This is a genomic window from Arthrobacter sp. TJ-170 (assembly GCF_058269305.1).
This window is the reverse complement of the sequence record NZ_JBZCNL010000004.1, coordinates 255,751-269,441: the sequence shown is the minus strand read 5'-3', so window position 1 is coordinate 269,441 and position 13,691 is coordinate 255,751. Positions and strand designations below refer to the sequence as shown.

Annotated in this window: 17 protein-coding genes and 1 riboswitch; of the genes, 16 read left to right on the top strand and 1 reads right to left on the bottom strand. The window is 64.1% G+C overall.

What is annotated here, in order from left to right; all coding sequences use genetic code 11:
• Positions 1-116 precede the first annotated feature (116 nt).
• From AC4D1W_RS09990 to AC4D1W_RS09955, 8 genes are all read left to right on the top strand, one after another.
• On the top strand, positions 117-1,223 hold the full coding sequence (locus AC4D1W_RS09990; protein WP_490890174.1) for a YihY/virulence factor BrkB family protein: 1,107 nt from the start codon (positions 117-119) through the stop codon (positions 1,221-1,223).
• The gene (locus tag AC4D1W_RS09985; protein WP_490890172.1) at positions 1,220-1,630 is read left to right on the top strand and encodes a four-helix bundle copper-binding protein; all 411 of its coding nucleotides are present in this window, start codon (positions 1,220-1,222) and stop codon (positions 1,628-1,630) included. Before AC4D1W_RS09990 ends, AC4D1W_RS09985 begins: the two co-directional genes overlap by 4 nt.
• A gap of 93 nt (positions 1,631-1,723) precedes the next feature.
• A complete protein-coding gene (locus AC4D1W_RS09980; RefSeq protein ID WP_490890171.1) occupies positions 1,724-2,716 on the top strand; it encodes a glutathione S-transferase family protein in 993 nt (330 codons plus the stop codon).
• A gap of 189 nt (positions 2,717-2,905) precedes the next feature.
• Positions 2,906-3,958, top strand: coding sequence for a FecCD family ABC transporter permease (locus tag AC4D1W_RS09975; protein WP_490890169.1), 1,053 nt, complete (start codon positions 2,906-2,908; stop codon positions 3,956-3,958).
• Complete coding sequence (locus AC4D1W_RS09970) at positions 3,955-5,019, top strand: FecCD family ABC transporter permease (protein ID WP_490898639.1); 1,065 nt, start codon at positions 3,955-3,957, stop codon at positions 5,017-5,019. Before AC4D1W_RS09975 ends, AC4D1W_RS09970 begins: the two co-directional genes overlap by 4 nt.
• A 1-nt stretch (position 5,020) precedes the next feature.
• Complete coding sequence (locus AC4D1W_RS09965; protein ID WP_490898638.1) at positions 5,021-5,908, top strand: ABC transporter ATP-binding protein; 888 nt, start codon at positions 5,021-5,023, stop codon at positions 5,906-5,908.
• A 110-nt stretch (positions 5,909-6,018) separates the two neighbouring features.
• Positions 6,019-7,086 carry a siderophore-interacting protein gene (locus AC4D1W_RS09960; protein ID WP_490898637.1) on the top strand — a complete coding sequence of 356 codons (1,068 nt, stop codon included), beginning with the start codon at positions 6,019-6,021 and terminating at the stop codon, positions 7,084-7,086.
• Between the two features lie 127 nt (positions 7,087-7,213).
• Positions 7,214-7,392, top strand: a riboswitch (cyclic di-AMP (ydaO/yuaA leader).
• Positions 7,393-7,413: 21 nt separating this feature from the next.
• Positions 7,414-8,223, top strand: coding sequence for a M23 family metallopeptidase (locus AC4D1W_RS09955; RefSeq protein ID WP_490898636.1), 810 nt, complete (start codon positions 7,414-7,416; stop codon positions 8,221-8,223).
• Between the two features lie 48 nt (positions 8,224-8,271).
• Here AC4D1W_RS09955 and AC4D1W_RS09950 read toward each other — a convergent pair whose 3' ends face one another.
• A complete protein-coding gene (locus AC4D1W_RS09950; RefSeq protein WP_490898635.1) occupies positions 8,272-9,270 on the bottom strand; it encodes a diacylglycerol/lipid kinase family protein in 999 nt (332 codons plus the stop codon).
• Between the two features lie 113 nt (positions 9,271-9,383).
• Between AC4D1W_RS09950 and AC4D1W_RS09945 the strand changes: the two genes are divergently transcribed.
• The 8 genes from AC4D1W_RS09945 to AC4D1W_RS09910 all read left to right on the top strand — a co-directional run bounded on the left by AC4D1W_RS09945 (position 9,384) and on the right by AC4D1W_RS09910 (position 13,606).
• On the top strand, positions 9,384-9,623 hold the full coding sequence (locus tag AC4D1W_RS09945; RefSeq protein WP_490898634.1) for a hypothetical protein: 240 nt from the start codon (positions 9,384-9,386) through the stop codon (positions 9,621-9,623).
• Between the two features lie 5 nt (positions 9,624-9,628).
• Positions 9,629-10,438: an SGNH/GDSL hydrolase family protein gene (locus tag AC4D1W_RS09940; RefSeq protein ID WP_490890158.1), complete on the top strand. Its 810-nt coding sequence runs from the start codon at positions 9,629-9,631 to the stop codon at positions 10,436-10,438.
• A 28-nt stretch (positions 10,439-10,466) separates the two neighbouring features.
• Complete coding sequence (locus AC4D1W_RS09935) at positions 10,467-10,964, top strand: MarR family winged helix-turn-helix transcriptional regulator (protein WP_490890157.1); 498 nt, start codon at positions 10,467-10,469, stop codon at positions 10,962-10,964.
• Entirely contained in the window at positions 10,961-12,097 is a 1,137-nt protein-coding gene (locus tag AC4D1W_RS09930; RefSeq protein WP_490898633.1) for a glucose-1-phosphate adenylyltransferase family protein, read from the top strand. The genes AC4D1W_RS09935 and AC4D1W_RS09930 overlap by 4 nt, the downstream gene beginning before the upstream one ends.
• Positions 12,098-12,347: 250 nt before the next feature.
• Positions 12,348-12,584, top strand: coding sequence for a 50S ribosomal protein L28 (gene rpmB, locus AC4D1W_RS09925; protein WP_026545364.1), 237 nt, complete (start codon positions 12,348-12,350; stop codon positions 12,582-12,584).
• Positions 12,584-12,751, top strand: coding sequence for a 50S ribosomal protein L33 (rpmG, locus tag AC4D1W_RS09920; RefSeq protein ID WP_019481734.1), 168 nt, complete (start codon positions 12,584-12,586; stop codon positions 12,749-12,751). Before rpmB ends, rpmG begins: the two co-directional genes overlap by 1 nt.
• Before the next feature lie 2 nt (positions 12,752-12,753).
• Positions 12,754-13,059, top strand: a complete 306-nt coding sequence (gene rpsN / locus AC4D1W_RS09915; protein ID WP_309072093.1) for a 30S ribosomal protein S14 — start codon at positions 12,754-12,756, stop codon at positions 13,057-13,059.
• A 256-nt stretch (positions 13,060-13,315) separates the two neighbouring features.
• Positions 13,316-13,606: an HU family DNA-binding protein gene (locus tag AC4D1W_RS09910; protein WP_056544463.1), complete on the top strand. Its 291-nt coding sequence runs from the start codon at positions 13,316-13,318 to the stop codon at positions 13,604-13,606.
• The last annotated feature ends 85 nt before the right edge of the window (positions 13,607-13,691 follow it).

Genomic DNA, 13,691 nt, shown 5'->3' with positions numbered 1-13,691 from the left:
AACCCTTCAATCGTTGCGGAGACGTGAAAACCACACTAAACGCTCGACTACTTATTGCAATAGTAAGTATCCTTATGGTTCGGTTGAGGAAGGCAATTCGAACCGGAGGTAGAAACGTGGCCACTAAAGATCCAGCGAAGGCGGACTCGGCGGAGGAAGCAACCCAAGCCAAGGCAGCCTCGAGCCCGGACCCGGATGACTCCCGGAAGCCGGATGACCCTACCGATCTGGCCAAACCGGCCTGGGGGTACGTCTTCAAACGCACGTTGAACGAGTTCGGCAAGGACCAATGTACTGATATTGCAGCTGCCCTGACCTTCTTCGCGGTGCTGGCCATCTTCCCCGCGCTGCTGGCCCTGGTATCCATCCTCGGACTCTTCGGTCAGGCGCAGGCCACCACTGACACCGTGCTCAATATCGTCTCCAATATCGCGCCGCAGGCGGCGAACACCATCGAGCCGACGGTTGAGCAGTTGGCCTCTTCAGATGCAGCCGGCCTGACATTCGTCATCGGCTTACTCGGCGCGATCTGGTCCGCCTCCGGGTACGTCACCGCGTTCTCCCGTGCAATGAACCGCGTTTACGAAGTCGAGGAGGGACGCCCGTTCTGGAAGTTGCGCCCGATCATGCTGGTGATCACCGTCGTCGTACTGCTTCTGGTTGTGGTGATGGCGCTGCTGTTGATCGTGTCCGGGCCGGTGGCGGAAGCAATCGGCGGGGTAATTGGTCTCGGCCCAACTGCGTTGACCGTCTGGAACATCGCCAAGTGGCCGGTCCTGATTGCCGTCGCGGTACTGACGGTCGCGGTCCTGTACTATGCGACGCCCAATCTTCAGCAGCCCAAGTTCAAGTGGGTGAGTATCGGCTCGATGATTGCGCTGCTGGTCCTTGCCATCGCAACGGTGGCTTTCTCCTTCTACATCGCAAACTTCGGCAACTACCAGCAAACCTACGGCGCTATTGCCGGCGTCATCATCTTCCTGCTGTGGCTGTGGCTTGCGAATCTCTCCCTGCTGTTCGGGGCAGAAGTCGACGCCGAACTTGAGCGAGGCCGTGAATTGCAGGCGGGCATCAAGGCGGAGGAAACCGTGCAGTTGCCGCCCCGTGACACCAAGGCTGCCGAGAAGAAGCGCGACAAGCAGATCGAACTGGTCGATGAAGGTCGCGAACTGCGTCACAAATACGGCCGTGATCATGAGACCCAGAAGGCAGGCAAGTCATGACCCATATCGCTGACATGATCATCGCCCACCCGCGACCCTCCGGTCAGGTTCAGGCGGGGGACCTGGCGGCCACCATCGAGGCATGCCTGGACTGCGTCGCCACCTGCGGGAGTTGCGCGGACGCCTGCCTCGGTGAGGAGGGCATCGAGGACCTCCGGCACTGCATCCGGACGAATCAGGATTGCGCTGACATCTGCCTGGCCACCGCCCGGATGCTTCAACGCCAGGGCGGGCACCATCCCGCGGTCCTTGCGCCGTTGCTCGAGGCCTGTCTGCAGGCCTGCCGGAACTGTGCGGAGGAATGCGAGCGCCACGCCTCGATGCACGATCACTGCAGGATCTGTGCCGAAGCCTGCCGCCGCTGTGAAGCGGCCTGCACCGCGCTGCTTGGATCGCTTGCGCAGTAGGGGTTGCAGGTGCAGGTAGGAGAGCAAGCATCCCACCGCCGGTGCTCAACGAACTCCATTCATGACCGGTATACAACCACCTAGGGTGAAATCATGAGCCAATCCGACCACAGCACCAAGGGTGCCTACGTGGACTCCGGCAAGGAGTTCAAGCGGGACACCCAATACATTGAAACGCGGATCACGCGCGACGGCGCGGACGGCTTCCCGGTGGAGTCGGGGCGCTACCGTCTGATCGCCGCCCGGGCCTGCCCATGGGCCAACCGGGCAATTATCGTCCGGCGGCTCCTGGGGCTGGAGGAAGCCATCTCCATGGGTACGCCCGGGCCCACCCATGACAAGCGGTCCTGGACATTCGACCTCGATCCGGGGGGCAGGGACCCTGTGCTGGGGATCGAGCGGCTCCAGGAGGCATACTTCAAGCGGCATCCGGACTACCCCCGCGGTATTACCGTGCCGGCGATCGTCGACGTCAATTCCGGCGCAGTGGTCACGAACAACTTCCCGCAGATCACCCTCGACTTCTCCACGGAGTGGAAGGAACACCACCGGGAAGGTGCCCCTGACCTCTACCCGGAGGACCTGAGGGAGGAGATCGACTCTGTCAACAAACGGGTTTTCACGGAGGTCAACAACGGGGTCTACCGTTGCGGTTTCGCCGGATCGCAGGAAGCGTACAACGACGCCTATGACCGACTCTTCACCGCCCTGGACTGGCTCGAGGAAAGGCTGACCGGTCAGCGGTACCTGGTAGGTGATTCGATCACGGAAGCTGACGTGCGGCTCTTTACGACGCTGGCGCGGTTCGACCCGGTGTACCACGGCCACTTCAAGTGCAATCGGAACAAACTCACGGAGATGCCGGCTCTGTGGGGGTACGCGCGGGATCTCTTCCAAACCCCCGGTTTCGGCGACACGATCGACTTCGAGCAGATCAAGAAGCACTATTACATCGTCCACGAGGACATCAACCCCACGCAGATCGTGCCGAAGGGCCCGTCGCTGGACAACTGGCACACCGAACACCAGCGCGAGCGCCTCGGAGGAAGTCCTTTCGGGCGCGGAACCGCGCCCCCCGCGCCCTAGCGGAAAGTTTGTGCAGCTCCGGCGACTTCGGCGGCGCTGAAACCACCGGAGCTGCACAAACTTTCCAGGGTCACCCAGGGAAATAGCGAACAGAACCGTTTCCTAATGCTGCTATGCATAGGCTAGCCTTACTTGAGTCCGTCCCGGTGACTGTCCGGCGACTTCGGGTATTGGCTCAAGGAGGCAGGCATGGCACTCGATGCCCCTGCCTCTCCGCTGGACCTCCGCACGCAGCGCGCACCGAAACGGCCCGCCGCCCGGGGCGTGAAGCTGGTCGCTGCGTTCCTCGTGCTCGCGTTCGCGTGTGCTGCGTCCCTGGCAATCGGAGCCCGGCCCATCGGTGTGGAAACCCTTGTGCAGGCCCTGACAGCTCTGGACCCCGCTAACGGTGACCATGCCGTCGTACTCTCGCGCATCCCGCGAACCATCGTCGGCCTGCTCGCCGGAGCCGCCCTCGGCCTGGCTGGAGCAGCCATGCAGGGTGTCGCCCGCAACCCGCTCGCGGATCCGGGAATCCTCGGCATCAACTCCGGTGCCGCGCTCGCCGTCGTGATCGGTATCTTCGTCTTCGGTGTCACCAACTTCACCGGGTACATCTGGTTTGCCTTCCTCGGAGCAACCGCCGCCGCGGTGCTGGTCTACGCCGTCGCCAGCCTCGGGCGCGACGGCGCTACTCCCGTGAAGCTCGCGCTTGCCGGCGCTGCACTCTCCGCCGGGATGGTCTCGCTCCTGAACGCCGTGCTGGTTTCCAGCCAGCAGACCTTCGACACATTCAGGTTCTGGCAGGTAGGCTCCGTAGCCGGCCGCGGCTGGGACGTCATCTTGCCGGTGCTGCCGTTCCTTGCCTTCGGATTCGCCCTGACCCTGCTCACAGGCAAGGTGCTCAACAGCCTTTCACTCGGCGACGACATAGCCCGCGGACTGGGCCAGAACGTCACGCTCGCCCGCGCGCTCACGGCACTCGGCGTCGTCGTGCTCTGCGGAGCTGCGACAGCGGCCGCCGGCCCTATCGGATTTATCGGCCTCGTCATTCCGCACGTGGTGCGTGCGTTCACGGGCCCTGATTACAGGTGGATCCTTCCGTTCTCCATGGTGCTCGCGCCGGTGCTGCTGCTGGCCGCCGACATCCTCGGACGCGTTATCCTCCCGCCCGGTGAGGTGCAGGTGGGCATCCTCACCGCAATCATCGGTGCCCCCGTATTCATCTGGCTGGTGCGGCGCCGGAAGATGGCTGAATTATGAGCCTCGCAGTCCGTCCCACACCCGCTGAGCACGCAGGTGACAAAGGCCTGGGTCTCCCGCAGCGCCATCAGCTGCGCACTCAGCGGGCCGTGAAGATCGGTGTGCTGGCGTTCCTCGTCGTCGTGCTCAGCGCCGTCACGCTCCTGCTGGGCCGCTACACCGTCACCATCCCCGACTTCTTCCGCATCGTGGCAGGCGCCGACATCCCGGGAGCCAGTTTCATCGTGATGGAGAACCGGATTCCCCGCGTCCTGATCGGCGTCATGATCGGTGGAGCCTTCGGCGTTGCCGGAGCGGTGTTCCAGACCATGCTCCGCAATCCGCTTGCCAGCCCCGACATCATCGGCATCAGCTACGGAGCCAGCGCGGCGGCCGTCTTCGCGATCGCGTTCCTCGGCGCATCCGGCCTCGTCCTCTCAGGCTTCGCCATGGGCGGCGCCCTGGTGGTTGCGCTGGCCATCTATTTCATCTCCCGGCGGGGCTCGGTGGCAGGATACCGGCTCATCCTGGTCGGCATCGGGTTCGCGGCGGTCCTGCAGTCCGTGGTCAGCTTCCTCCTCACCCGCACCGACATCACCGTCGCAACCGACGCCCTCGCGTGGCTGAACGGTTCGCTCAACTCGAGCAACTGGGAACGCGTGAGCATACTGTCCGTTGCGCTGGTGATGTTGGCGCCCGCCGTCGTCGTACTGTCCCGCTCGCTGCGGGGGCTGGAACTGGGCGACGACGCCGCAGCCGGACTGGGCGTAAACGTCGAACGGTCACGGCTGGCGCTGATCGTCACCGGGGTGCTCCTCGCCGCAGTTGCGACGGCGGCTGCCGGGCCGGTCTCCTTCATCGCGTTCCTCTCCGGTCCGATCGCCCGGCGCCTCCTCGGCGGGTACCGCCCGCTGGTGACGGCAGCGCTGGTCGGAGCGGTCATCGTTCTGGCAGCGGATTTCGTGGGTGCGAACCTGATTCCAGGAGTTTCCCTGCCGGTCGGAGTGATCACGGGTGTGCTCGGCGCCCCGTTCCTCCTCTGGCTTCTTGCCACATCCAACCGATCAGGCCAGGGAGGCTGACATGAGGTTGAACGCCAAAGACCTGACACTCGCATACGACAACCGCCGGGTGGTCGAAGACCTCACCGTCGAACTGCCGACGGGCAAGATCACAGTCATCGTCGGGGCGAACGCCTGCGGCAAGTCCACCCTGCTCCGCGGCCTGGCGCGGTTGCTCAAGCCTGCGGCGGGAACGGTGCTCCTGGACGGCAAGGACATCCACTCACTGTCCACCCGCGCGGTGGCGAAGACCCTCGGGCTGCTCCCGCAAACCCCGGTGGCCCCGGACGGAATCGCCGTGGTGGACCTCGTGGGCCGTGGCCGCTACCCTCACCAGGGCTGGTTCCGGCAGTGGAGTCCCGACGACGACGCCGCCGTTGCCTCCGCCCTGCGCGTCACCGACACGCTGGAACTCGCAGACCGCAACGTCGACGAACTCTCCGGCGGCCAGCGGCAGCGCGTCTGGATTGCCATGGCGCTGGCGCAGCAAACCGACATCCTGCTTCTGGATGAACCGACCACATTCCTTGACGTGGCGCACCAGGTGGAAGTCCTCGACCTGATCACGGATCTGAACCGTACTGCGGGCACCACCGTCGCAATCGTCCTGCATGACCTGAACCTCGCCGCTCGTTACGCGGACCACCTGATCGCCATGAAGGGCGGCCGCATTGTCGCCGAGGGCTCGCCGTCGAGGGTGGTCACAGCGGAGACGGTCGCCGAGGTCTTCGGCCTGGAATCGCAGGTTATCCCTGATCCCGTTTCGGGCACGCCGATGGTCGTGCCCATCGGGCGGCATCACGCCGCCCCCCGCACTGCAAGCGCAAAGACCACCCCTGAGGGCGTCACGGGTTTTTTACCGAACCCGCAGGACGGGCTCCCCGCACCGGCAATGGAGGCAGCATCGTGACAGAAGTCAGCACAGCGCATCGGGCCCGAAGGACGAGAACGGAGTCAACGTCAGAGACGGGGCCGGAGGCAACTCCACGGACCGCCGCAGCTGCAGGTGCACAGGCGGCCGTGTCCGCGATCCGCGCGTTCAACGTCGTGGTCAGCCGTGTGGAGCACGTCAGCGCGAATTTCCGTCGCATCACGTTCGGTGGTGCCTGCCTTTCCGGCTTCGGCGTCCAGGGTTCCACCCTGGATCTGCGCATCAAGGTGATGATCCCGCCGACCGGCGGTGAAGGCGCGGACCTCGGCGCGCTCATGGACGGCGCGGGCAGCGGGTGGTACCAGCAGTGGCTTTCCCTCCAGCCCGCGGAACGCGGGGACATGCGCACGTACACGGTCCGCGAATCACGCTGCAATCAGGAGGTTCCTGAGCTGGACGTCGACTTCGTGATGCACTTCGACGCGGACGGGAAGGGCGGCCCGGCCTCGCAGTGGGCCGCATCGGCTGAGCCGGGCGACCGGGTATGGCTGATCGGGCCAAACATCCATGCCGCAACCTGCTCAACCGCCGGCGCGTACGGCGGCATCGAGTGGCGCCCCGGCCTGGCCCAGAACGTTCTGCTCGCGGGGGATGAGACGGCCGTTCCGGCCATCAGCGCCATCCTTGAGTCACTGCCGGAGGACATCAGCGGCCACGCGTTCCTGGAAGTCCCGGACGGATCTGACTGCCAGGACATCCGGACCCGTTCCGGCGTAGGTATCAGCTGGCTGGTGCGCGGCGGCCGTCCGCACGGTGAACTGCTCGATGCGGCCGTTCGTCAGGCGGTCAGGGTCCCGGGCTGGGTATCCCTGGCGGCGCCCTTCCGCGTGAGCCTGGGCTCCGACACACCCTCAGGGCAGGCACTTGCCGCGGCAGCCCGTGCCGGCGGTCCTGAACGGGCAGCCGGACCCGAGCCGGAGGACATCGACATTGACAAGACCATCCTCTGGGAGACGCCCCAGCTACTGGATGCCGCGGCCCTTGACGGCTCGCTGAACCCGGACAAGCCTTCGGGCGCGCTGCCGTTTTATGCCTGGATTGCCGGTGAAGCCGCTGTGGTCCGAGGGTTGCGCCGTTACCTCGTGCGAGACGTCGGCATCGACCGCAAGCAGGTCGCCTTCATGGGTTACTGGCGTAGGGGTAAATCCGAACTCTGATAGCACAGGGGGGACGCAATTCCCGTGATTGCCACATAACGAATTTGTAACTTTCGGCAGAGTGCCGTACCGTTGAATCAGGTCATGCGTATCATCGTGGCCGCCGGACTGTACGCCTAGCCCTGTCACCTGTCCGGTTCCTCATCCTCGAAGACAGGGGCGGAGAACCCAATCCGGGCAGTCAGTCTGCCTTTGGGGTGAAGCCTGCAAACTCCTTGATCCCGCCCAAGCGCGGCCATCAAGGTAAGGCCGAGTAACTCTTGCTCGAACCCGACAGCTAACTTCGCCGGCGTCAAGAGAGGCAATCCCTTGTCCCAGCATGATTCCGTGGGCACTCCTGTGCCTGTTTCGGCCGGTCACCGTTCATCGCCAACACATGCCGGAAGTCGGACCCGACGCGCTGAGCGCCGCCACGATCGTGCACGGCGCCGTGTCCGCGCGCTGCTCTGCGTCGGCGGAGCCCTCACAGCTGCGTCAGGGCTTGCGCTGACCCAGGCAGGGCCGCCATTGCTGACAGAGGCAGGGCTGGTGAGGGCGAGCGAGACGCAGAGCGTCACCGCCCCCGAGGGCGCCGCAGTGGATTTCAGCCGCGAGTCGGTTGCACCGTCGTCGCCCAACGACATGCCCGCTGGGGAGAGCAAGGTTTCGACGCTGTCCGAGGGCGAAATCACGGTCGCCCAAGCCGAACCCAGCCGTAAGCCGGCGGAGGCGCCCAGCAAGGAGCCGGCAGAAAAACCTGCTGAGGAACCATCGCTCGGTGCGCCGCTGAGCAAGCTTTCGGTGGCTTCCGCATACGGCAAGCGGATCAATCCGATGAGCGGGTATGGCGAGGAAATGCACACGGGCACGGATTTCGCCGGGGCCTGCGGCACGCCGGTACTTGCCGCGGGCTCAGGCACCGTAACCGAATCCGGGTGGCACCCCTATGGCGGGGGTCAGCGCATTGTGATCGACCACGGCGGGGGACTGCAGACCACCTACAACCACCTCGCCTCACTGGGCACCACCGTTGGTGAGAAAATCGACCGCGCAGAGGCTATCGGCGCAGTGGGAAGCACCGGCAACTCCACCGGCTGCCATCTGCATTTCGAAGTGGTCGTCGATGGGAAGACAGTCGACCCGGGCGGCCACCTCTAGCGACTACCGGGCTCCCGACGCTCGCGCCGGGTCCCTGACCCGCTGGACCTACGGCACCGGGTCGGTCAGGATCGCCGGGTCCTTCTTGCCGTACGGCATCCGCACCTTCAGCGAGTCCGGTTCCACCCGGAAGGACATGTGCGTGCCCTGGCCGAGCGGGTCGCCGTCGAGCTCGATTTCCAGCGGCGTGTCAGACTCCACCTCTGCGGCCTTGCACTGGTAGTACTCCACCGATGGGTCCTTGCCCTTGCCCCGCGCCAGGAGCTTGCCGACGACAGCGAACCACCCGAACTTGCCCCGCGGCGCGATGGTCATGATGTCCAGCAGCCCGTCGTTGAGCCTGGCGCCCGGAAAGATCTCCAGGCCGCCCATGATCTTTCCGCAGTTGCCTCCCATGACGCTGCGCAGGCGGCGGGTGACCCGCTTGCCGCCGTCGATCGAGATATGAACCTTGGAGGGCTTGCCCGGGAGGTTCCGGATGCCGGCGTCGACGTATGCGAGCCAGCCCAACTTGTCCTTGAGGTCGTCGCGGGTATCAGCCATCACCGAAGCGTCGAAGCCAAGCCCGGCCATCACGAGGAAGACATGCGCGTCCTGTGCCCGGTCCACATTCACATGCACCACATCGATCAGCCGTTCGGTGCCACCGAGTGCCGCTTCGACGGCTCCGCGGGGATCGTCGACGTCAATGTCGAGGTTGCGCGCGAGCAGGTTGCCGGTGCCCAGCGGCAGCAGGCCGAGTGCCGTCGTCGTGCCGGCCAGTTCCTCCGCCACGCACCGTACGGTGCCGTCGCCGCCGGCCGCGATGACGACGTCGACCCCTTCCCTGAGCGCCTCTTGTGCCTGGCCGTGCCCCGGATCATCCTCGGTGGTCTCAAGGAAGAGGGGTTCCTGCCACCCCTTCTCGAGGCTCAGTTCCGTGACGATTGCGCGGATATCCTCCTCGGTGGGCTTGACCGGGTTGAGGATCAGGGCGGCGCGCTTTGTCCGCGATTCCGACTGCGTTTCCGACCGCGTTTCAGACTCGGTGTCCGGCAAAGAAGCCATGGGTATTCTCCTGACGAGATTGGTTGTAATCGAGCTTAGCGTCTGCCCCTCACCCGGTGCGCGAAGAGTTTTTACGGGACTATGCTGGGTGGTCAAAACCAGAAGGAGGAGCCATGACACAGGACCAATCCAGCGCAGGCCGGGGCAGCGGGCCGGAAGAGGGTGCCGAGGAGGGCAACCCGCTGAGCGGATCTCCCACGTTCCCCAACCCGTCCACGGCCCGTCCCACCGGTGACACCACCGGGTTCAACGGCTCGTACACCGAGACCGAGCACCAGACCCAGCACGAGTACGACGCCGAGAACCAGCACGCCGAGGGTGACTCCAGTCCCCGTTCCGGCGAGGAGGACTGACACTATTGGGCACTGAGTCTCCGGGCACCGAATTCGCCCATCGTTATGTCGCTCTTGGCGATTCCTTCACCGAGGGCGTGGGGGACTGGGACCCGCAAAGTCCCAACGGCGTGCGCGGCTGGGCTGACCGCGTCGCCGAGCAGTTGGTCCTCGCCGACCCGTCCTGGGGCTACGCGAACCTGGCCATCCGCGGCCGGAAGATGCGGCAGATCCTCTCTGAACAGGTCGATGCGGCGCTCGCCCTGAAACCGACCCTGGCAACCATCTATGCAGGCGCCAATGACATTCTGCGGCCCTCCATCGACCTGGACGCGCTTCTCGAAGAGTACGACGCCGGCATCGCCCGCCTGCGGAACAGCGGTGCCGCTGTGGTCCTCTTCACCGGGTTCGACTCGTCGAAGTCGGCCGTTTTCGGCAAAACCCGCGGGCGCACAGCCATCTACAACGAACTTGTCCGGGAAATCGCGGACCGGCACGATGCCGAGGTGGCTGACTACTGGCGGATGCGGGAGTTCCAGAACTGGGGGTACTGGGACGTGGACCGGATGCATATGTCCGCTGCCGGGCATACGCTCATGGCGGTTCGGGTTCTGGAAGTCCTGAAGTCCGCGCACAGTATCGAACTGCCCGAACTCGAGGCGCGCCCGGCTGCCTCGCGGCTTGTCCAACTCCGGAAAGATGCCCTGTGGGCTCGTGACTACCTCGGACCGTGGGTGGGCAGGCGGCTACGCAGGCAGTCATCCGGGGACGCGTTCACCGCGAAGTACCCGGAACTGACCCACCCGGTTCGGACACAGCAAACAACGTCCCCGTGACAGCCGGTCGTCTGCGAGAATGATCGTCATGACTGGCGCGCGGTGGTTGAATCCGGCCGAAAGACAAGCGTGGCTTGCACTCTATGCCGTGGCTACTATGCTGCCGGGGACGCTGGACGCCAATTTGAATAAGCGTGCCAAGATCACCCTGTTCGACTATCACGTCCTCGCCATGCTTTCGGAGGCAGAGGACCGGACGCTTCCCATGAGTGAGCTCGCCGGCCGGTCCAACGCTTCGCTTTCGCGGTTGAGTCATGTGGTCACAAAGCTGGAGACCCGCGGCTGGGTGCAGCGGAGCCAGAGCACCAGGGACCTCCGGGTTACCACCGCTTCCATCACCCAGGAAGGCCTTGGCAACCTGCAGTCACTCGCCGTCGAGCATGTGGAGCATGTCCGGCAGCTGGTTTTCCACGGGCTCGATGAGCGAGACATTGCTGACCTTGAGCGGGTGGGCAAAAAGATCCTGGCCAGGCTCGATGACGGCCACTGGATTCTGAAGCAGTCCCAGCCGGCGGGTTCGGTGTGAACAAGCCGTCCGTTCTGGCGCTGATTCTCGCTGGAGGCACCGGCGGACGGTTGGGCGCGCTTACAGACAGGAAAGCCAAGCCTGTTGTGCCGGTGGGCGGAACATACCGCCTTATCGACGTCCCGCTCTCGAACCTTCACCACAGCCACATCTCGGATGTCTGGGTGGTGGAGCAGTACCAGCCCAAATCGATTAATGACCATCTGGCCAACGGCCGTCCCTGGGATCTGGACCGCACCAACGGCGGACTGCGTATGCTGTCGCCTTTCCAGGGCGAGCACGGCGAAGGCTTCGCGGCAGGCAACGCGGACGGCCTGTACCGGCAGGCGGAATTCATCCGTCAGTTCGATCCGGACCTGGTTCTGGTCCTCAGCGCTGACCACCTCTATCAGCTCGACTACCGCGACGTCATCAAGACCCACCAGGACACCGGTGCGGTACTCACCATGGTGACCAAACAGTTCGACGGCGATGCCTCCCAACACGGTGTCGTAGAGGTGGAAGACGGCCTGGTGACCGCCTTCGAATACAAACCGGAGAAACCCCGCACCGATGTGGTGGCGGCAGAGATCTTTCTCTACTCCACCGACGTCCTGCTGGACACGCTCGAGGAACTGCATGAAAAGGAGGGTGAGCTGGAGGATTACGGGGACCAGCTGATCCCGTACCTGGTCGAAAACTGCACCGTCGCAGAGCACCGGCTCGATTCCTACTGGCTGGACCTCGGCACACCGAAGAGCTATTACCGTGCTCATATGGACCTGCTGGCAGGAAACGGCCTGGCTTTCGACGATCCCGCATGGCCGATCCTCAGCGCCAGCCCCCGCAGGCTGCCCGCCTTCATCGAGGGCACTGCGCGGATCGGGTCCAGTCTCATCTCACCGGGCGCACGCATTGCAGGATCCGTCACGCACAGCGTCATAGGGCCTGACGCAGTGGTGGAGGAGGGCGCCGTCGTCGAGCATTCAGTGGTGCTGGACCGGGTTCGCATCCCTGCGGGTACGGTGCTGCGGTGGGCTGTCGTGGACACCGGCGCCCACCTCAGTCCCGGCGAGATCGGTGAAACAGACGTTGTTACGGTCGTTGACGCCAACGGCGAGGCCACGCGTCCCGACGAGTCGAACGGCCGCTGAGGCCCTGCAATTGGTCTTAAAGCGGGCTGCCTCCTAGAATGGAAAGGCATCAGGTGGCGGAGCGTGCGCAATTGCTCCGGTTCTCGGGACTTTTTCTCGTCCGAGGTCCGGTAGTTAGGGGCTCAGGTTGCGCGAAAAACGCGAACATCCGGCGGTCATTTCGACCGTCATGACGGTGACGCCCCTGAACGCATTCCATGGCAGGTAGCACTGGCTGTTACCTGTTTCATTCAATCTTTGGAGGATCGTCATGGCAGCTCACTGCCAAGTGACTGGGGCCGAGCCGGGCTTCGGGCACAGCATCTCGCACTCGCACCGGCGCACCAAGCGCAGGTTCGACCCGAACATTCAGAAGAAGCGCTACTGGGTTCCGTCCCTGCGCCGTAACGTAACGCTGCAGGTTTCCGCCCGCGGCATCAAGACCATCGACGTCCGCGGTATCGACGCCGTCGTCGCTGAGATCCAGGCTCGGGGAGTGAAGCTCTAATGGCAAAGGACAAAGACGTACGTCCGATCATCAAGCTGAAGTCCACGGCCGGCACCGGGTACACCTACGTGACCCGCAAGAACCGCCGTAACGACCCGGACCGCATGGTTCTGATGAAGTATGACCCCAAGATTCGCAAGCACGTCGAATTCCGAGAGGAGCGCTAAACATGGCTAAGAAGTCAAAAATTGCTCGTAACGAGCAGCGCAAGGTCATTGTTGAGCGCTACGCGGCCAAGCGCCTGGAGCTCAAGAAGACGCTTGTCGATGAAAACGCAACGGATGAGGCTCGTGAGGCTGCACGCCTCGGCCTGCAGAAGCTGCCCCGCAACGCTTCGCCGGTTCGCCTGCGTAACCGCGACCAGATCGACGGGCGCCCCCGCGGCACCCTCCAGAAGTTCGGTATCTCGCGCGTTCGTTTCCGCGAGATGGCGCACCGCGGCGAGCTGCCCGGCGTGACCAAGTCCAGCTGGTAAATGCCTGAGGCTGAGACAGCTCAGTGAACTGGGATCAGGACGGTGACCATTCGGTCGCCGTCCTGATCGCTTTAACCCCATCGGTAGGTACCCGGGGCCGCTTTCAGGTGAAAAATAGGGCTGAATTCCGCTGAAAACCGGGCAAAGACGCGCCAATCTGCGGGACTTTGCGGTTGAAGCTGATAGGTTTTCCTCCAGAAGCTTCGCCAGCACGGTGAGGTTCTGAATAATCCGCACAAGTCCAGGAGGACATACATTGGCTAAGAAAGAGACCAAGAACCGCAGCGAACTGGTGGCCGAGGTAGCAGCAAAGGCTGACACCAGCCAGACTGCCGTGAACAGCGTGCTGGATGCCCTGTTCGACGTTCTCGCTTCCTCCGCCAAGAACGACGTGAAGGTCACCATCCCGGGCTGGCTGGCAGTCGAGCGTACCGAGCGTGCAGCACGCACCGGCCGCAACCCGCAGACGGGCGAAACCATCGAGATTGCAGCAGGCAGCAGCGTCAAGCTCACCGCCGGCTCCAAGCTCAAGGCTGCCGTCAAGTAAGTCAGCTGATTCGGGGACTGCCACCACCTGCGTGGCAGTCCCCGTTTTTGTTTAAGCCGGCACCGCGGGCAGGCCAGTGCGGAAG

Coding starts and splice junctions, on each gene's coding strand:
- rpmG (WP_019481734.1), top strand. CDS start 12,584: ATGGCAAAGGACAAAGACGTACGTCCGATCATCAAGCTGAAGTCCACG.
- AC4D1W_RS09945 (WP_490898634.1), top strand. CDS start 9,384: ATGACACAGGACCAATCCAGCGCAGGCCGGGGCAGCGGGCCGGAAGAG.
- AC4D1W_RS09975 (WP_490890169.1), top strand. CDS start 2,906: ATGGCACTCGATGCCCCTGCCTCTCCGCTGGACCTCCGCACGCAGCGC.
- AC4D1W_RS09970 (WP_490898639.1), top strand. CDS start 3,955: ATGAGCCTCGCAGTCCGTCCCACACCCGCTGAGCACGCAGGTGACAAA.
- AC4D1W_RS09935 (WP_490890157.1), top strand. CDS start 10,467: ATGACTGGCGCGCGGTGGTTGAATCCGGCCGAAAGACAAGCGTGGCTT.
- rpmB (WP_026545364.1), top strand. CDS start 12,348: ATGGCAGCTCACTGCCAAGTGACTGGGGCCGAGCCGGGCTTCGGGCAC.
- AC4D1W_RS09965 (WP_490898638.1), top strand. CDS start 5,021: ATGAGGTTGAACGCCAAAGACCTGACACTCGCATACGACAACCGCCGG.
- AC4D1W_RS09950 (WP_490898635.1), bottom strand. CDS start 9,270: ATGGCTTCTTTGCCGGACACCGAGTCTGAAACGCGGTCGGAAACGCAG.
- rpsN (WP_309072093.1), top strand. CDS start 12,754: ATGGCTAAGAAGTCAAAAATTGCTCGTAACGAGCAGCGCAAGGTCATT.
- AC4D1W_RS09985 (WP_490890172.1), top strand. CDS start 1,220: ATGACCCATATCGCTGACATGATCATCGCCCACCCGCGACCCTCCGGT.
- AC4D1W_RS09980 (WP_490890171.1), top strand. CDS start 1,724: ATGAGCCAATCCGACCACAGCACCAAGGGTGCCTACGTGGACTCCGGC.